The sequence below is a fragment of the Pedobacter quisquiliarum genome (genome assembly GCF_014642175.1).
GTDB lineage: Bacteria > Bacteroidota > Bacteroidia > Sphingobacteriales > Sphingobacteriaceae > Pedobacter > Pedobacter quisquiliarum.
This window is the reverse complement of sequence record NZ_BMIL01000013.1, coordinates 18,538-38,313: the sequence shown is the minus strand read 5'-3', so window position 1 is coordinate 38,313 and position 19,776 is coordinate 18,538. Positions and strand designations below refer to the sequence as shown.

General features: G+C 46.8%; 11 protein-coding genes. 1 reads left to right on the top strand and 10 read right to left on the bottom strand.

From position 1 onward, the window contains the following. Positions 1 to 3 precede the first annotated feature (3 nt). The 4 genes from IEW69_RS16070 to hxlB all read right to left on the bottom strand — a co-directional run bounded on the left by IEW69_RS16070 (position 4) and on the right by hxlB (position 2,839). Positions 4 to 555 (bottom strand): RNA polymerase sigma factor, encoded by a 552-nt coding sequence (locus IEW69_RS16070; RefSeq protein ID WP_188627904.1) that lies wholly within the window; start codon positions 553 to 555, stop codon positions 4 to 6. Between the two features lie 106 nt (positions 556 to 661). Then, the gene (locus IEW69_RS16065) at positions 662 to 1,366 is read right to left on the bottom strand and encodes a DUF4397 domain-containing protein (protein ID WP_188627903.1); all 705 of its coding nucleotides are present in this window, start codon (positions 1,364 to 1,366) and stop codon (positions 662 to 664) included. Positions 1,367 to 1,574: 208 nt separating this feature from the next. Next, complete coding sequence (hxlA, locus tag IEW69_RS16060; protein WP_188627902.1) at positions 1,575 to 2,207, bottom strand: 3-hexulose-6-phosphate synthase; 633 nt, start codon at positions 2,205 to 2,207, stop codon at positions 1,575 to 1,577. A 44-nt stretch (positions 2,208 to 2,251) separates the two neighbouring features. Beyond that, positions 2,252 to 2,839, bottom strand: coding sequence for a 6-phospho-3-hexuloisomerase (gene hxlB, locus IEW69_RS16055; protein WP_229663658.1), 588 nt, complete (start codon positions 2,837 to 2,839; stop codon positions 2,252 to 2,254). A gap of 201 nt (positions 2,840 to 3,040) precedes the next feature. On the opposite strand from hxlB, the gene IEW69_RS16050 reads away from it, so the two are divergent. Further along, complete coding sequence (locus IEW69_RS16050; protein ID WP_188627900.1) at positions 3,041 to 3,901, top strand: AraC family transcriptional regulator; 861 nt, start codon at positions 3,041 to 3,043, stop codon at positions 3,899 to 3,901. A gap of 49 nt (positions 3,902 to 3,950) precedes the next feature. Here IEW69_RS16050 and galB read toward each other — a convergent pair whose 3' ends face one another. The 6 genes from galB to IEW69_RS16020 form a co-directional block, all read right to left on the bottom strand. Then, positions 3,951 to 6,365, bottom strand: a complete 2,415-nt coding sequence (gene galB, locus IEW69_RS16045) for a beta-galactosidase GalB (protein ID WP_188627899.1) — start codon at positions 6,363 to 6,365, stop codon at positions 3,951 to 3,953. A gap of 47 nt (positions 6,366 to 6,412) precedes the next feature. Then, positions 6,413 to 7,825: a hypothetical protein gene (locus tag IEW69_RS16040; RefSeq protein WP_188627898.1), complete on the bottom strand. Its 1,413-nt coding sequence runs from the start codon at positions 7,823 to 7,825 to the stop codon at positions 6,413 to 6,415. A gap of 23 nt (positions 7,826 to 7,848) precedes the next feature. Continuing rightward, entirely contained in the window at positions 7,849 to 9,441 is a 1,593-nt protein-coding gene (locus tag IEW69_RS16035; RefSeq protein ID WP_188627897.1) for a RagB/SusD family nutrient uptake outer membrane protein, read from the bottom strand. Between the two features lie 18 nt (positions 9,442 to 9,459). Then, complete coding sequence (locus IEW69_RS16030; protein WP_229663657.1) at positions 9,460 to 12,561, bottom strand: SusC/RagA family TonB-linked outer membrane protein; 3,102 nt, start codon at positions 12,559 to 12,561, stop codon at positions 9,460 to 9,462. A gap of 60 nt (positions 12,562 to 12,621) precedes the next feature. Next, the gene (locus IEW69_RS16025) at positions 12,622 to 15,483 is read right to left on the bottom strand and encodes a glycoside hydrolase family 31 protein (RefSeq protein WP_188627895.1); all 2,862 of its coding nucleotides are present in this window, start codon (positions 15,481 to 15,483) and stop codon (positions 12,622 to 12,624) included. Between the two features lie 118 nt (positions 15,484 to 15,601). Further along, positions 15,602 to 19,732, bottom strand: coding sequence for a hybrid sensor histidine kinase/response regulator transcription factor (locus IEW69_RS16020; protein WP_229663656.1), 4,131 nt, complete (start codon positions 19,730 to 19,732; stop codon positions 15,602 to 15,604). Positions 19,733 to 19,776: the final 44 nt, after the last annotated feature.

Here is a 19,776-nt window from a genome sequence, read left to right as displayed (position 1 = left end):
CACTTAGTTGGTAGGTATGGAATAAAGTTCTCTTAGTTTATTTTTAGCTCTGGTCAGGTAAACCCTGCTGGAGCTTACCGGAATATCAAGTGTTTTAGCAATCTCATCATGTGAAAATCCTTCAATCTCATACATGTTAAATATAATGCGGTGCGTATCGGGCAAAGCATTCAGTAGTTTCAGGATATCCTGTGCATTCAACTGCGCAATTGCGCTTTCAGACGTTGCCCGATGCTGATCCTCAGAAATATCGTCAATGTTCAGGTACACCTTCTTGCTGCGCAGGAAGTCGATCGCCGTACGTGAAGAGATCCTGGAAGACCAGGCTCTGAACGCATTTTGCAGTTGCTCCGGATCTTGTGGGTGGCGGAAGGTGTGTATGTTTTTAAAGATCTTGATGAAACTATCGTTCACAAGTTCTTCCGCATCTGCACGCTCCCGGACATAACGCAAAATAACGGCAATCAGGTAGCCGTAAAATGATTTGTAAATCATTTCCTTACTCTTATTGTCCTGCTTTAAACAACCTGCCAGGATTTCCTCAAATGTAGACATAGAGACCCTTGACAGCAGCGTATACGATCATAGTGATGCGCAAACAAATTAACGATGGATTTTATTTAAGCCGGTCCGGTATGCTGGACCGGCTTAAGGGTCAAACTTAGTGTGTAAAAATGGCAAGTCCAAGTTTTGTTGAATCTGTTGCGGCTTTAAGCCCCTTTGCCCATACGGTGTAGGTACGGCCAGCTTCAATATTAACGTTTGGCAAGGTCGCTTCAATTGCGCCTGTTGTCTTATTTTTAGCAGTTAGAGTTACTTTCGAAGCAGCATCTACCGCTAAGAATTCACTGTATTGTCTGAAGGCTTTGTCTGTAACCAGGTCTGCCGCTGCAGTTCCAACCATCAGGTTTAGAGCAGGTGCATCCGGGCTTGCGTTAACAAAACGGATGTTCGCTTTTCCTGAAGCTGGCAACGAAACGCTATCTTTCACCATAAGGTACTTCAGAGAATCTACTTTACCAACGATAAACAGGGAGTACAAACGCTCTGGCTGGAAGTTGAAGTTCTCACCGATGAGTGGCGTTCCACTTCCTTTTTTAGTTACAGATATCTTACTCGTACCTGAATACACTTCGTAGTATCCAAAACGCTGCGTAAAACCGAAGTTCTGATTATTTCCCCTGGTGTTGTTCACATAGAAGTCGAGCAATTCTGTTGTTGGGGAGGCATGGATGATATTAAAACCTGATACCGCAGGTGCAGGCGTATTATCAAAATCCTTTGAACAGGAAGCCAGCACAGCAGATAATGCAAGCCCCGCGAACAATAGTTTAAAGGATGATTTTAGATTAGTTGAAATTTTCATATTCGTTAAATGATTAAATGGATGAATGTTACGGCCTTAACATTTTAACCATATAACGGAGGCACTCAGGCAAACGCTACACGTTATGCAAAAATATTGCAGCAGGTGCTACGCAGCCCTTGTTCTAATCTTTTGCTGCAAAACTCCTTATACACAAAGCGGCGCTTCCGCTATAGCAGAAGCGCCGCCCGGCGACTATATTGTTTGCTTATGCGCGACGAACCACTTCTGAAAGTGCCTTTGCTGCAGCAGCAGGATCTTCTGCGGCATAAATTGCAGCACCTGCAACAGCAACCTGAGCACCAGCTTTGATTACCGCTTCAATGTTCTCCAGGTTTACCCCTCCAGCGATCGAAACTGGTACACCTACGCGTGCAGCTTCATCGATAAGTACCTGAATGGAATAACCATCTGCCCATTGCTCATCAAGGCCAGCGTGAAGTTCCACGAATGCTACACCAAGTTCAGTTACTTCCTGTGCTCTTCTTACACGGTCAGGGTGACCAATGGTATCTACCACCACGCCTTTGCCATGTGCTTTTGCTGCTTTCACTGCACCAATGATGGTTGCATTTCCAGAAACACCCAATACCGTTACCAAGTCAGCACCAGCTTTGAAAGCGATGTCTGCTTCAAGTTCACCAGCATCTGCAGTTTTCAAATCTGCAAAAACCAGTTTATCCGGATGTGCTGCTTTCATTGCGGTGATCACGCTTGAGCCCATATTCTTGATCAGGGGTGTACCCAATTCAATGATGTCTACATAAGGTGCAACCTTTGCTGCTAATGCTAAAGCTTCGTCTGTTGTTAATAAATCTATTGCTACTTGTAATTTTGCCATTGTTCTATGTTTATTATTGATGTTTTAATGTTATAACTGCTTGTTTACTCCAGGTTTGCGTGCCTTTTCCAGAGTTCTTCGGCAGGGATGCCGGATGCCTTCCACAATTCATGGAAGATGGCGTCGCTTAGCAACAGCAGAAACTGCTCGAACAGGCCACCTGCATACTGTCTGGATTTGCTGCTATCGTGATCCTGTTTCTCCGCAGCGGGTATGTTCACGATCAGGTCTGCCGTTTCACCCAGGGGCGATTTAGGCTGCGTGGTTAGTGCAACCACCTGGGCACCTACACTTTTTGCCTTTTCTGCAGCCTTCACGATGGTACTTGTGGTTCCTGAGCCGGAAGCCGCAACCAGCAGGTCGCCAGCCTGTATCGCCGGTGTTGTGGTGTCCCCTACAAAGTACACCTGAAAACCGAAATGCATCAGTCGCATTGCTGCTGATCGCATGGCGAAGCCAGATCTGCCCGCAGCGGTAATAAAAATGTGTTCTGCTGCCTGCATCTGGTTCATCAGGCCTTCCACTTCATTGAAGTCGATCTGATTCAGAAGCCAGTTGTTCTCCACCAGAATCATGTTCAAGTGCGACTTCAGCTTTTTTGCCGTTTCCGTTTGCTTGATTATCGTTTGCATGCTCATTTAGTTTATGCATCAAAAGTAATCTGGATCGCAGGGCATCCGGTTGAACGATATGCCCCTGATGTGGTACTATTTGGAAATAGAAGTAAGCCAAAAGTCATAAACGGATCTGCTTTTTAGCGGATTTCCAGATTGTGCACCATTATTGCCTGATCATCCAACACGCCCTCATTACAGCAATTACCTTTGTAAAACATGAACACCACAAATCAACCGCCTTTACAGAAGTCTGTTATTTACATCAGAAACTTAGCAAATTGTCCACCTAGCTATCTTAATGATCCCAGCAGGAAGGAATTTTTCGAGATTGTATGGCTCAAGGATGAGTTTCCATTGCATGCACTGAAGAACCCTGCCATGCAGCAGAAGGGCGACTGGATTTATCTGATTCCACCCTATCGGGTGCACCAGCTGAACAAGGCCGGTAAGAATGGTGTGCTGTTGTCTTTCAAGCAAGAGCTGCTGGAGGATGAGGACAAGGAATTCCTGCTGGATCTTTTCAAAGCCTTCAATGTGCAGGGCGAATTCTCCTGTTTACAGCTCACGCCCGACGAAGCAACGGGACTTGCCAGCGTTTATGCGCTGCTGGAGCAGGAATATCAGACCGCCACAAACAGCTACCTGATTGTAAAAGCATTGCTGAAAGTGTTCCTGTTGAAGTTGATGCAGGTAAAAGAACAGCAGTTTACCAGCCATGATGTGAACCAAAAGCGGGTATATGCATTTTTTATGCTGCTGGAGAACCACTATCAGGAAGTGCGGAATATTGAATTTTATGCGGAGCAGCTGGGCATCAGTGCGAAGCGGCTGAACCAGATTCTGAAAGAAAATCTCGATAAAACGGGGATGCAGTTGATCCACGATCGGGTCATTCTGGAAGCTAAACGCAACATCATTCATAGTGAGCGGACCATTAAAGAGATTGCTTACCACCTTAACTTTTCAGACCGCCCATATTTTAGTAGATTCTTTAAGAAACAAACCGGACAAACACCGGAGGAATTTCAGAAAGAAGTGCGTAATCACATATCCTCAAAATTCAACACCCTGGTTTAAAGATAAACCAGGGTGTTGAAGAAATTGGAATTCGGAAAAAAAGTAATGGTTAGGGCTTCAGTTGAATGGCTACCGTTGCCGACTGCAAGCCTACACTACTAGCCGTTAATGTTACATCGGAGGCTTTCTCACCAGCTTTAATGATGGCGAGGGCAAGTCCATTGAAGGCTTTCCGTTGGTTGGCCTGAAAGGATTCGTGACTGATTGGACTACCATTATCCACCGCAGCAATTTCCGCCTCACCTTCCAGTTTGAAGCTGATCAGCTGATCCGCATTCGGGATCAGGTTACCATCCTTATCCAGCACACGTACAGTTACAAAAGATAAATCTTTACCATCCGCTTTGATCGTGCTACGATCCGCAATTAGTTCCAGCTTTGCTGGAGCACCTGCCGTTCTGATGATTTTCTCCAGCACGATTTTGCCAGCCTTACGCGATACTGCTTTAAGTTCTCCAGGTGCATAGGTTAAGCGCCACATCACTTTCATGTCCTGACCCTGCTTACTTTTCTTACCCTGTGACACACCGTTAAGGTACAATTCGGCCTCGTCTGCCTGACTGTAATAGCTAATTACATCAATTTCCTGTCCTGCTTTCCAGTTCCAGTGCGGTAAAATATGCAACACTGGTTTATCGGTCCAGGCACTTTTATAAAGGTGATAAACGTCTTTAGGAAATCCGGCAAGGTCCATAATGCCGAAGTAAGAACTTCTTGCCGGCCAGGTATATGGTGTCGGTTCACCAAGATAATCAAAGCCGGTCCATACGAACATACCCGATACGGCTGGATTGTTTTCAAAGGCTTGAAGGGTTTGTTCATGCGACGAGCCCCATGGGGTATAACAGTTGTCGTATGCAGAACAGCTGAAGTCTGCATTTCCCGTCAGCAAGGGCAGGTCCCAGCGCACTGGCCAGATGCGGGCACTGTCTGATTTCATGTCGTAACTACCTCTGGTCTGCAGTGCAGATGTGGTCTCCGAAGCGATTAACTTCTGCCCTGGATAAGTCTTATGGAAGTCTTTCCATTTATCATGGTTGTAATTGTAACCAATCAGATCCAGTGCACCGGAAAGCACAAGGTTGTTATTCGCTTCAACATTGTTGTTTCCTGTGGTTATCGGGCGTGTTTTATCCAGGCTTTTCACAATCGCCACGAGCGAACGGGTGATGACCCTGCCGCTGGTGTCCGCCCCTGTTCCACCCTGCTCAGGAATTTCATTCCCCACGCTCCACATCATCACAGAAGGATGATTGCGATCCCGCAGGATTTGATCTTCCAGATCCTTTTTGTGCCATTTAGCCCAATCCAGGTGGTAGTCGAATTCACTTTTCTTTTTCTCCCACATGTCGAACGCTTCATCCATCACGATGAAACCCATTTTGTCGCAAAGCTCCAATAATGCTTTTGCAGGTGGGTTATGTGAAGTTCTGATGCCATTTACGCCCATGGACTTCAAGATCTCCAGCTGTCTTTCCGCAGCGCGGAGGTTGAATGCTGCACCGAGTGCGCCTAAGTCATGGTGCATACAAACACCCCTGATCTTCATCGCTTTGCCGTTGAGCGTAAAACCCTTATGCGAATTAAAGCTGAAGCTGCGAATGCCCAATGGGGTGTCGTAACGATCCAGCAGCTTGCCATTCACCAGAATCTGCGACTGCACCGTATACAAATATGGATGATCCACGGACCAGCGTATTGGATTTTTAATCAGCAAGGTGGTGTTTATGGGCTGCCCTGTGCCAAGCTGAACCTGCTGTGTATTTGTGGCAAGCACCTTTTTATCGGCATCAAGCACAATCGTTTTTAGCACTGCAGTTTGTTTGTTCGTACCCGAATTAACTTGGAGGGCGACATCCACTTTTACCGATTGGTTGCTCACTTCGGGTGTGGTTACGTAGCTCCCCCATTGCGCCACATGTATCGGGTTTAGGGTAATCAACTTCACATCCCTGTAAATACCTGAACCGCTGTACCAACGTGAATTCGGTTGTTGAGCGTTGTCCACCTTCACGGCGATGGTATTCAGACCGCCATAGCGGAGGTATTTGGTTAGTTCGTAGCGGAAAGCGATGTAGCCGTTTGGTCTTTTACCAAGGTAATGTCCGTTGATCCAGACTTCACTGTTCCGGTACACCCCATCAAAGTCAATGGCGATATATTTACCTTTGGCCGTTGCTGGCACCTGAAATTGCTTCCGGTACCAGCCTGTACCGCCTGGCAATGCACCACCACCCACTGTAGCAGGATGCTTCTGATCGAACTTACCCTCAATGCTCCAGTCGTGCGGCAAATTGAGTGTTCTCCAGGATTTATCGTTGAAATCTGTGGCCGACCAGCCCGGCTGATCGCCCAGAGCGAACTTCCAGCCTTTGTTGAAATCCACCTCCTGGCGTGGATGCTGCTGTGCAAATAAATTGATTCCCCCGCTGCTAAACGCAAACAGGAGAACCAAATATGTCATGAACTTCTTCAAATGTTTTTTCTTCTTATTTATGCAATGATGATTGATTAAAGCACATAGTGGAATGCGAACCACTCGTCTTTTTCTGCATTGTAATCTGTTCCGAACCAGATGCCTTTAGTCTCCACTTTTCCTGGGAATGCTTTTACCACCTTGAAAGTGTTTTTAGCAGGCGACATAAAGTTACCCGGGTTCTGAATTAGGAAGTTTCCATTCAGCGTAACTTCATTGGTTGCTTCGTTTATGGTGAAGGTACCCGTGGTTACGACGCCATTCTGGTTACGGGTGTACTTCTGTCCACCAACACGGTCGAACAAGATCCAGGATCCTGAAGCCACAGCGTCCCAGCTGTTGTTCCATCCCCAGTCTCTGGAGTCCGCGTGTGATTTGGTCCAGCCTTTGCCTTTGCCAATCCAGTCTACTGGATTACCAGTTGCATCAAGCTTCCAAAGTCTGCCAGATGTCGTACCGGTTAACATGTTCAGCAATTCACCTGCTTTGAATGTTGGATCGAAGCCTTCATCCGGTCCTGTCACTGGTGGCACATAGCTCTCTTTAAAGGCTGTGGTGATGAAGTTATAAACCAGCATTGCAGGTCCTTCACCATCCACATCACGATCACGGATCACACCCAGCTGCATGCTGTTCTCATCCAAAGAAAGCACCTTGTAAGTGGTCCAGTTGCTTACCCCGGTGATGCCGTTTTTAGCAGGCTTATAGCCTCTTAGAATTGACGCATTGTTAATGGTCAGCGTTTTTGCAGCAACATTCAGGTAATAAGAACCATTTTGGGTAATGTTATTCTCCATTGGCTTTACCGCTTTATAAGCAGCCGTGCCTTTCAGGCCGAAGGTCATCATGCCGTAGTTGCCAGCAGTCATCATGTTTGGATAGATGTCCGCTGTTCCGGGTCCCCAGGTCCAGCAATCACCACCATAGCAACCAGTCGAGTTTGCACCATCTGCCCATGCACCACCTTCTTTCAACCAGCCGTTGTTTACGCCGTAGAACGCAAGCGGACCAGAGAAGAAGATGCCATCGGTATCCAGAATCCAGTTTTTCTCCTGGCCTACCCCGCCAGATAAGGCTGTCCAGAGTGGATCATTCACATAGTTCAGGTTGTCTTTGGTAACCTTCACTACCACGGAGTCCATCTTTACAACTAGTCCGCCGGTTACTGCCGAGAATTTAATTACATAGTCACCCGCGAAAGCAAACTTTACGGTGTCCACCTTTCGGGTGGAGGTTCCGGTACCGTAGTCCCAGATGGACAGGGTGCCCGGGGTATTGTTCTGCAGGATGACGGTGTTACCGCCGGCATCTGCCGCCATGTCTTGCGTAACGCTAAAGCTTATGGCCAATTTATCAAGCACAGGCTCAAGGCGGTGCTCTTCTTTTTTACATGCAAGGAATGCCATGGATAGCATAAACATTGCAACTATTTTATGATGTAATTTCATTGACTTAAGTTATTTGATCAATACTACCAACCTGGATTTTGCTTCAGCGTGCCATTCGCCAGGTTGATCTGGTTGTATGGGATTTGCTGTAGTCCCTGCGTTGCAATGATGTTTGCTGCAGAAATTGTCTTTTGTGTGCTTACACCACCGTTTAGCACGGTTGTGCTTTCTGCAATCTGCTGTGCAGCGCGATCTATACCCTGACGAAGCAAGTCATAATAACGGATCCCTTCAAACGCAAATTCAAGTCGACGCTCTCTGATGATGTTGTCCAGCGTAGCGGTTAGTGGTGTAAAAGCATCCTTCAAAGCACGTTGTCTCACCTGATCGAAATAGGTCTGTGCATTTGCACTACCAAGTTCGGCAGCCATCAGCAGTACATCTGCATAACGGATGGACACGTAATCCTGAAACTGTGCAATCTGGAAGTTGGTATTACCATAACTCTCCGGCAGTGGCTTACCATCTTCGGTAACCATCGGACTGTATTTCTTGGTATAATAGCCGGTATATTCTCTTGCTTTGCTCTGGTTGGTGAACGGAAGTTTTTCATCAACGATGGAGATGATGGAAGCCACTTTACGGGTATCGTTAGCAGCATAGGCATTCCAAAGCTTTGGATTTACGGTTTCAAAACCCCAGCCGTTTCCATAAGGATAAATGGCTTGCTCGCGCATACCACCCATGATCATCCAATGATTACCGTCGGTATTACCGTTGTAATCGCTGGTGTAGGTGTACTTGATTGCGAATACGGTTTCTTTGTTGTCTTCCTTGGCATAGTTACCCAATGAAGCCGCTGGCCAAAGGCTTGCGAAATCTTCAACCAATCCGTGACCGCTATTGCTGATCACATCTTCAAGGTAAGTTAAGGCCTGTGCTTTCGTAACCACACCAGCAAGGTCTGCCTTACCGTAGTAACCGGTATAGTATAGGTAAACACGGCCAAGCAAAGATTCTGCGGCGTACTTGGTTGCACGGCCTCGCTGTGCTACTGGTTGAGCGTTATAGCTTACTGCAGGCATATTGTCTGCTGCAAACTTCAAATCTTCAGCAATGACTTTGTAAACCTCATCTGGCGTCGCCTGCGGAACGGCTTCTGCAGATGCAGCGGTTAACAGTGGAATGTTGCCCCAAAGGCGCACCATGTCAAACAACAGGTAGGCACGCAGGAAACGTGCTTCTGACTCATAGGCAAGGCGTGTGGTGGTATCATCTCCCCACTGGATCTGGTCCATTTTACTTAGCAACATGTTGCAGCGGTACAGCGCTTTATAGTACAGGATCCAGTTACGCTCGTAAAGGTTCTGATCTGATGGGGAGCGGTTCTTATCGAACTCATCAATCATCTGGTAGTTGTATCCGTCGGAAGCACCACCGCCGCCAAAAGTATTGTCGGACATTACTTCTGCAGCAACCGGAAGCGAAACACCCTCCGACCACACGATCTGTAGTCCGTCATAACAACCGACAAGTGCGGCATAAGCATCCTTTGGTGTTTTATAGAAGTTTTCATCTGTCACTGAGGTAATGGGTTCAGTATCCAGAAAACTTTTCTTGCATGCGCCTGCAGATAGTAATACCAGGGCGATTGCACATATTTTTATAGCTTTCATAATCGTAAAATCTGTTGATTAAAATCTAAAGTTTGCACCGAACATAAAGGTTCTTGGTCTTGGGTAATAACCCACATCCACACCTGAAGAGAAACCTTCAGAACCGTAACCGATTTCTGGATCCATACCATCGTATTTGGTGAAGGTATAAAGGTTAAGCGCTGACGCATAAAGCCTTACTTGTTTAAGATAGCTCTTTTTGAACACCCTGCCGAGGTCATAACCTAAGGTTACGTTGCTGATACGCAGGAAGTCGCCCGACTGGATATACAAGTCGGAGAAGTTTGTCCAGTTGCGGTTATCTTCGGTTACTCTTGGCGTTGTGTTGGACGATCCTTCACCATGCCATCTGTCTAAGATTCTGCTGGTGTAGTTACCGTATGGATTCGCCTGGTTGCGGTAAGATTGAACCAGTTCATTCCCCGCAACACCAGAAGCGACAACAGAAAAGTCGAAGCCTTTGTAGTCGCCTGATAGTGTGATACCAAAAGTATAGTCTGGATTCGGGTTACCGATCATTGTGCGGTCTGAACCATCAATCTGGCCATCGCCATTCAGATCTTGGTAACGTACATCACCAGGTGCTGCAGTTGGCTGGATCAAGGCACCGTTGGCACGATAGCTTTGAACTTCCGCTTCATTCTGGAAGATACCAGCGGTTTTCAGACCCCAGAAGTAGCCGATTGGAAATCCGCTTTGCGCACGATAGAATTCCTGTGCGTTATCGAAAAGCTGATTGGTTAAACCGTGGACAATACCATCTGCAGTAGGGATATTACCTACACGATTCTTATTGTAGGCACCGTTAACACCAATGCTGTAGTTGAAATCGCCGATATTGTTTTTGAACGTTAAGGCAAGTTCCACCCCGGTGTTCTTTACGTTACCACCGTTGATGAATGGCGCATCTGCTCCAGCTGTTGCCAGAATTGGTGCAGAGATCAACCAGTCTTTGGTGGTTTTCTGGTACCAGTCGAAGTTAATGCTCAACATGCCTTTAAGGATATTCGCATCGAAACCGATGTTGCTTTGCTCGGAAGTTTCCCACTGCAAACCTGGATTGGCAATACGGCTTGGGTAAGCTCCCGGTACCAATGCACCCTCTTCAGGGCCGAAGATGTAATTGGTATTACTTAGCATGATTGGCGCGAGGTACTGGAATGCCGCGATGTTCTGGTTACCCACCTGGCCCCAGCTTGCACGCAGCTTGAAGAAGTCTAACCAGTTTTTCTGGCCTTCCATGAATTTCTCGTTGGTGGCTACCCAGCCTGCCGAAATAGAAGGAAAGTATCCCCAGCGGTTTTGTGAAGAGAATCTTGAAGATCCATCTGCACGGAAAGTGGCGTTTAACAGGTAAGTCTGTTTGTAATTATAATTTAACCTGCCGAAGTAAGACATTCTGCGGTCCTCATCATAAGGTGCACCGCCTAAAGAAATCCCGGCAATGTTTTTACCCGTAGCATTGCTTAGCCATGCATGATCCAGGTCTTCGAAGATCAGGTTGGTATTGGTTCCAAAGATGTTGGAGCCGTCAGCTCGGTAAGCTGAACTACCAGCCATAACTTCAAATTCGTGGTCGGTTTTAACATTAAACTTATAGCTCAACAAGTTATCCCAGATCAAAGACTTGCCCTTGTTCATGGATTGGCTGGCACGTGTTACCAGGTTGTAAGCATAAATAGAAAGTTGATAGGTCGGCACGAAAGAACGGCTTTCACCGGCATTGTAGTCCATACCAAGGCTGGTCCGGAACCTTAGGTTCTTTATCGGTTCCACCGTTAGGTACACATCACCCAAGAGACGTTGATTGTTCCTTCTGTTCTGGTTGCCATAAACCATCTGCGCGTAGGGATTGGCTTCGCCATTGTTCCAGCTGGAGTTCGAGTTATCGAAGAAATTTCCGTTCTCGTCATACATCTGTACAAATGGACTGGTGTTGAATGCACCACGCAAGGCGTTGTTGTACTGATTACCTACACCGATACCGTTATTATTGATGTCGGTATAAGTCAGGTGTTGTCCGATTTTAAGGATGTCTTTGTAGAAGTTATGTTCAGAGTTGATCCTGAAGCTATAACGCTCATAGTTGGAGAGGTCTTTACCGCCAACGATACCTTCCTGACTGGTGTAAGAGAAGGCGGTCGAGAATACCGAAACGTCCGATGCGCCTGATGCACCAAGGGAGTAGTTCTGGGTCAGGGCATCTTTCACGAACATTTCATCAAGCCAGCTGGTACCTTCGCCGTAGGCAAGGATCTGGTCATTGGTAAAGATTGGTGCTTTACCACCGTTGATTGCAGCTTCATTCATGATGGAAGCATACTGCGTAGCGTTCAGCATTTCTGTTTTCTTAGCTACGTTCTGAACACCTGCATAAGCATCAAAGGTGATGGCAGCAGCTTGACCACGTTTACCGGTACGCGTGGTTACGAGTACCACACCATTTGCAGCCTGTGAACCGTAGATTGCCGCAGAAGCGGCATCTTTAAGCACATCGATGGATTCGATATCCGCAGCATTCAGGTACGTGATGTCGCCGGTTAAAACCCCGTCAACCACATACAGCGGTCCGGAGTTACCGATGGTACCAAGTCCACGAATGGTTACGCGCATGGCCTCCCCCGGTTGTCCCGAGGTAGATGCGATCTGCACACCGGGTGTCTGACCTTGCAAACCCTGAAGCGCATTGGTGGTACTTTGTCTTTGCAATGTTTCCCCTTTCACCTGCACTGTCGCGCCGGTTACGAGTTTCTTTTGCTGCACGCCATAACCGACAACAACAACCTCTTCAAGTTCCTGATTGTCGTCGGCCAGGCTGATGTTGATGTTGCCGGATGCGGCTACAGTAGCTTCTTTGGTGGTAAAGCCGATGGAGCTGAATTGCAAAACATCTCCGGTTTGTGCCGGCAGCGTATAGTTACCATTGGCATCCGTGGCCGTGCCACCAGTTTTACCTTTAACTTTGATCACCACCCCTGGGATGGGCTGTCCGTCTCCGGCTCCGGTCACTTTACCACTAACTTGCCTTTGCTGTGCAAATAAAGGGGGTGCCAGAACAAGCAACGAGAGTAGAAACAGCAGGTAAAAGCCTGCTTTTTTAATACGGGGTTTCGTCTTCATTCCGTTCATAACGATTGAGTAAATAATTGATTCATTTATATTTGGTTGGTTTTGTGCTGTTTATTTCAGCTTCAGGGAAGTCGCCTTACCTGAATATTTAATCACATTTTCTGTTTTCTGATCGAAGTCCAGTGCTTTCGCATTGTTGGCTGTGATCAGCACCACGCGGATGGTCCGGCTTGGCAACATCCCCTTAAAGCTTCCTTTTCGGTCTGCAATACTCAAAGTTTTGTTTGCTTCACTGTAATTCATGGTGATGGTAGAGAAAGCGCCTTTTTCGTAGTTGTAATTGGTGCCTTCATCTTCGTACAGCGTGAATGATGCATCTTTTCCCCCGTAAACGAATACGGTTAGTGGATCGGCTTTCTTTTCAGCAGTGTATTGCAACTCCGGTCCGGTCGGGATGATGGATCCTTCTTTTACATATACCGGCATTCTTTCATAAGGTGCATCGGCATTGATCTGCTGGCCACCTTTCAGGTATTTCCCTGAATACAGATCATACCAGCCTTGTCCAGCAGGCAGGTATAAGCTCCGCTTGGTGTCTTCATAGTTATAAACCGGGTTGATCAATAAGGAAGGACCGAACATATAGGCATCGTTAAGATTTGATGCTTTCAGATCCTGCGGAAAGTCCATCATCAGACCACGCATAATGGTGTAATCGTTCTGATAACTCATACCGGCAAGTGTGTACACGTAAGGCATCAGGCGGTAACGCAGTTTGTTGTAGTACAACATAGACTGGTAGGCCTTGTGACTTTCTGGTGCGATGTTGTAGATTTCACGGAATGGATATTGACCGTGCGCACGGAACAGAGGCACAAAAGTACCAAACTGGAACCAGCGTGTGTTAAGTGCGCGCCACTCTTCCAGGTTGGCTTCATTGGGCTTTTCATACCGGCGTTCTACGGAGAAACCACCGATATCCATGGTCCAGTAAGGCATTCCAGATAGCGAGAAGTTTATACCAGCACCGATCTGTGCTTTCATATCTTCCCAACGGGAAGCAATATCACCGCTCCATGCTGCTGCTGCATAACGTTGCAGACCGGCGTATGCAGAACGTGTTAAGATGAATACGCGATCCTGTGGGTTCGTTTTACGCTGCCCTTCGTACACACCTTTAGCGTTTACAAGAGGAAAAGCATTGAAGTAGGTTGTTGCAGAACCCTCATAGGTCGGGGTCATCAGCTCCTTACGGATCTCTACAGGCAGGTTCGAGTGCATGTCTGGCTCAGTCGCATCCATCCACCAGGCATCAATACCTTTACTGTACAGGCGCTTGTTCATCAGGCTCCATAATGCCTCACGACCTTTCGGGTTGAAAGCATCATAAAAGGTGTTTGAATAACCTTTACCGATCCAGTCTTTACGACCATCTTCGATGTTGCGCTTATATAAGTAGTTGTTTTTGTCGAACTCATCATAGATGTCGAACCCTTTGTTGAATTTTGGCCATACCGAGATCATCAGGTTAACATGCTGGTTGTGGATGGTTTTGATCATCTGATCCGGGTCTTTGAACCTCGCAGGATCAAAGGACTGACTTCCCCATTCTGGTTCTTTCCAGTACGACCAATCCAACACGATGTTGTCCAAAGGAATTTTACGGCTGCGGAATTCCTTTACCGTAGCGAGGATTTCGTCCTGCGTTTTGTAACGCTCGCGACTCTGCCAGAAGCCCATAGCCCATTTCGGCATCAATACAGCTTTGCCGGTAACGGTACGGTATCCGGAGATCACCTGATCCGCATCATTACCCTGAATGAAATAGTAATCTAATGCACTGCCCGATTCGGAGCTTAGTGCGAAAGTGTTTTTATGCGTCTCGGGTGCTGGTGGCAGCACTTCCAGTCCGATATAAGATTCGCCACCATCGGGAATCCACTCGATCTTTACTTTTGTCTTTTTATCTTTTTGCAGGTTTAGGTCAAGCACTGCAGAACCGGCGTTCCATGCCTGGCGCCAGTAGTCGGCAACCAACTTGCCATCAAACCATACTTTGATGTAACCGGCATATTTAAGTTGCAGCTGGTACAAGCCAGACAGCCCGCTGGAAACGGAACCTTCATAGGTAACCAATGCATCTTGTAATTTGATGCGGTCGGATGGAAACTTGTGCTGATCTGTAAGCCAGTTGATCGAAAGCTCAGAAACTGCCGTGGTGAATAAGGGCTTATTGGGTTCTGTTTTATTAGCATAGCTGGCGGTTAACCAGCCTTCTTTATTGTCTTTTGAAAAGAGCCGCATGGCGCTCAGCGGTTCATAATCGCGAATATCACCAGCGCGGGTGATTGAATAGTTGTCCCATAGGATGCCGTAGTTCTTATTAGAAATCACGAATGGCACCGCAATTTCTGTGTTGTATTGTACCAGGTCTACCCTTCTCCCGCGATAATTAACAATACCCTGTTGGTGTTGTCCCAAGCCGTAGTAAGCTTCATTTTCCTGTGCATCGAAGATTTGCGTGATCTGATACGAGGGTTCGCCATTGAATACTTTAGCCTTTAATGCAGGTTCTGCGATTTTGCTTTGCGCGAGTAAGATGTTGTTGTTGGCATCGCGGTAGGTGATCAGACCCGTTTCTTTAGAAACTTCGACCTTAACAGCTGCAGTGCTTAGGGATACGCGCTGCGCGTCTGATGTTGCGCTGAACTTTACGTCGCTATTGGTTTTGATGGCCATTAAAGATTTACTTTCCGGAAAGCCTTCCGCAATGGCGGAGATTCCGCGAACATGGATGATCTGATCTGTGACCGGCTCGAGTCTTAACTTTTTGATGCCGGATAGGGAGTGGCCAAGGGTGACCTCTATGCCTTTAGCGGTTTTAACATAGTCTTTACCTTCCTGGGCAGATACGTGGAGGTACAGGAAAAAGCTGCCCATAAACAATAAGGATTTCGCCTTAAAATTATTCATAAGAATACATGATGGTTTACATTCGGTTTATTAACCTAAAAGTATCTTAATGGAGCTTTAAAGAAGGGATACAAATGATAACAATATGGTATCAAAATGTTAACAAAGCGGCCTGATTTTACCCTACGGGCGTCTTTGGCTGTCGCGACTGTGCGTAAGCAGAAGGGAGAATACCGAATTCCTGCTTGAAGTATTTACTGAAATGTTTAGGGTTGCTGAAGCCAACCTGGTAGGCAACTTCGGCAATGCTGAGCTGTGCTTCGAGCAGTGCTTTGGACTTCTGCAGCCGGCAGGAACGAATCAGCTCCACAGGTGATTTTCCGGTTAAAGGCACGATCTTTTTATACAAACCTACGCGGCTCATATTCATATCTGCGCTGAGCTGATCAACACTATAATTGCTGTCTCCAAGATGTTTTTCAATTTGCAGGTACAGCTGTCTGATGAACTTATCGTTTACAGACTCCACTTCTGATTCCTGTGGTTTGAAGTCGACCTGCTTTTGGTAAGTCTTCTTGCTGAGCGCCTGCTGGGCAAGAAGATTTCGAATCTTGGATAACAGGATCTCGAAATTAAAGGGCTTGGTCATGTAGTCGTTTGCACCAGTCTCCAGTCCCGTAAGTTGTTCATCATCCGTGGTCAGTGCCGTTAACAGGATAACCGGAAGATGTGCACTGCGCTTATCTGATTTAATTTTCTTACAGAGTTCAATGCCATCCATTTCAGGCATACTCACGTCGCTGACGATAAGATCCGGATGCAATGCCAACACTTTTTGCCAGCCCTCCCGTCCGTTTACGGCCTCAACGATCTGGTAGAACTCCTTAAGGTTGTCCTTGAGGTAGAAACGGAAGTCGTCATTATCTTCTACCAACATCAGCACTGGCTTTTTACTTTTCGGGTCCAGCGCATGCTGCTCCTTCCGATCCTCAGCTTTGCCGCTGATGAATAAGGCATGTTGCGGCAGGGCGCTGTTGTATAAGGCGTCCTGTTCTGCAAAGCTTAAGGTGATGGTGAAGGTACTCCCTGCATTCACAATGCTTTCTGCTTTAATTTCACCGCCATGAAGTTTTACAAACTCCTTCGTGATGGAAAGCCCAATGCCACTGCCCTGATTAACGATAGAGTCTGGGACTTCATTCTGAAAAAAGCGTTCGAAGATGCGGTCGATCTTATCTGGTTCGATGCCAATGCCTGTATCAATAACTTTTAAGACCAGTTCTGTTTTGTTCTGCAAAGTATACCGGGTGCTTATCGCCACGCCTACACTTCCGCCTTGTGGCGTGAATTTGAAAGCATTGGACAAGAGGTTGAAGAGGATACGTTCGATCTTGTCGTGATCAAACAGCGTGATCAGGCTGCTCCGGTCTGCTTTGAAGTTCAGCGAGATGTGTTTACGGTCGGCAACATCGGTGAAAGAAAGGCATAGTTCCTTGATAAAGGCGATGATGTCGCCTGTTTTTGGGTGTAACTTCAGTTCATGCACCTCCATGCGACGGAAGTCTAACAACTGGTTTACGAGGTTGAGCAATCGCCGTCCATTGCGCTGGATCATCTGGAGTTGCTGTTTCTCAGAGTCGTTCGCCTGTTTGATCAGCTTCTCCAGAGGGGTGATGATCAGGGATAATGGCGTCCGAAATTCGTGGCTCACATTGGTGAGAAACTTGATTTTCAACAGACCCAGCTCGTGCAGGCGTTTGCCTTGCTGGCGCTCCTGTTCAATCAGGAATTCCTCTCTCGCCCGTTTTATGCCCCGGTGCCGCAGGTAAAGCAAGGACCCGCCGATCAGCATGACATACATGATGTAGGCGAAGTTGGTTCGCCAGAGGGGTGGACGGATGACAATATGGACGCTGGCCGGATTGTTCAACCAATTGCCCGAAGCATCCGTAGACACGACTTTGAATACGTATGTTCCCGGATCTATATTGGTGTAAGTGGCGCGCCTGATGTCTTCCTGAAGCTCCTGCCATTGTTTATCGAAACCCTCAAGCTTGTACCTGTATTTGATTTTTTGTGGCCCAAAGTAATTAAGCGCCGCAAAGCTCAGGGTAATGCTGTTCTGACTGTATTTTAGCTGCAAGGTATCGGTGAAAACGATGGACTTGTTCAGCAGCACGCGGCCATCCAGCGCTTCGCCAATGCCGACGGTCTTATTGGAGATTTGCAATTCGGAAAGCACAACCAATGGTTTGGTATTGTCCGTTTTGATGTCGTCGGGATTGAAGAGATTAAAGCCATTGGCACCTCCGAACAGCAACTCCCCTTTTCGTGTCTTATATCCCGCATTGGCGTTAAAGGCGCTTCCCTGCAGCCCATCATCTTCATCAAATTTACGAATGGTGTATGCAAAGCGGTTCTGCTGGTCTTTTTGCACAATGATTTTGAAGAGTCCGTTTGATGTGCTTACCCAGAGGTTTTTATGTTTGTCCTCTATAACTTTTAAGGTTGCTTTTTCCATCAAGGCATTTGGCCCATCGAAGTTTAGGAAATCCATCGTTGCGGGGTTCAGGCGACTTAAGCCATCTTTTGTAGCGATCCAGATGAAGCCATTACTGTCTTCCATCAGATCATAAACGGTATTGTTGAGTAAGGTGCTTTTCTTACCTGGCTGGGCAACGATATGTTCAAACTTACCTGTCGGTGTTAGTTTATCGATGCCATCCGAGGTGCCGACCCAGATGTTGCCAGCACGATCTTCAAGCAGACAGGATATAAAGTTGGAGCCAATGCTGTTCTGCATGCCCGCTTTATAATGGGAGAACTTACCCGTTTTACGATCCAGTAAATCCAATCCACCACTTAGCGTGGCTACCCAAAACCTTCCCTTCCGATCTTCCAGAATATCCCAGACGCGGTCGTCCGCAAGACTGGCCGGGTCCGCTACATTATGTTTATAGTTGTAAAAACGTCCGTTCTCAAACCGGTCAAGTCCGCCGAAATAAGTCCCGATCCAGAGCGTTTCCGACTTGTCAATATACAAGCTAACGATGATGTCGTTACTTAGACTACCCGGGTCGGCTGCATCATGCTGAAAACGCTTGAAGGTGCCGGTTTTGCGGTTGAAGTAAAACAAGCCGCCCCCATTAGTACCGATCCAAAGATTCCCTTGTTTGTCTTCCACAAAGCGATTGATATCATCATACACGAGTCCCCCTGGATTTACTCCCTGATGGCTGTATAACGGAAACTTCAGGATCTTTTCATGGTAATAGCTTAGTCCACGTTTAAAAGTACCGATCCAGATAATACCTGTAGGATCTTTGTAAAGACTAGTGATGCTATTCTGGCTAAGACTTTTCAGATCATCTTCTTTGTTTAGCAGATACCGGACTTTAAAGTCCTGCTTCGACAGGAGGTTTACGCCACCATGATCTGTTGCAATCCATATTAATCCACGGTCATCCTGTAGCAAACCTGCAATAAGGTTGTTGTTTAATACACCGGGACGCTTATCCAGGTAACGACTCACACCCGTTGAAGGGGAATAGTAATCGATGCCATGTTGAGTATTGATGGTGTAGATCCAGAGATCAAGGTCCCGATCTACAAAAAGCCGGAAGTCCTGATATTGAGAAGCTTGTTTCAGCTGATGGTTCTTAAACTGCTTACGCACCTTGCCGGTATTGCGGTCCAGCAGTTCAATGGTTTTATTACGGTGGATGACCCAGATGTTGCCGTTCACATCTTTCTGAATGCCAGATACCGGCGCCCGGTCCAGTGCACTCGTACCTTGGCCCAAGGTGTTTAGGTGTAATGTTGTTTTCCTGAGCGGATCATACTTGAAGATACCATCTTCAAGACCATTAAACCAGAAGTTACCCGCATCGTCACGGATGATGTCGCGAATAGCATCGGCGTTAATATTCAGGGATTTCAGATAGCCTTTTACATCCCTTATAAAACGCTGATTAACGTTATTGTAGATATTGGGGCCACCTCGGGTATCTATATACAGTTTATGGTCGGGCAGCTCGTAAATGCCAGTGACAAAATCATCCACAATGGATGTGGTATCACGGGGATCATTTCTGAAGGTTTTAAACTGATAGCCATCGTAGCGGTTTAATCCGGAGAGGGTTCCGAACCACATGAAGCCTTTGGTATCTTTTAGGATGGTGTTTACCTGATTGTGGGAAAGCCCGTCGGAGAGGTCCAGCCTGGCGAACTGTATCTGGTTCTGTTGGCCAAAAGCCGCAGCATAGGTAAAGAGCAGTGTCAGGAAAACAAGTAGTCTTTGCTGCAACATTTATATTCTGGTGCTAACCCATTAGGTATATTTGGATCAACGAA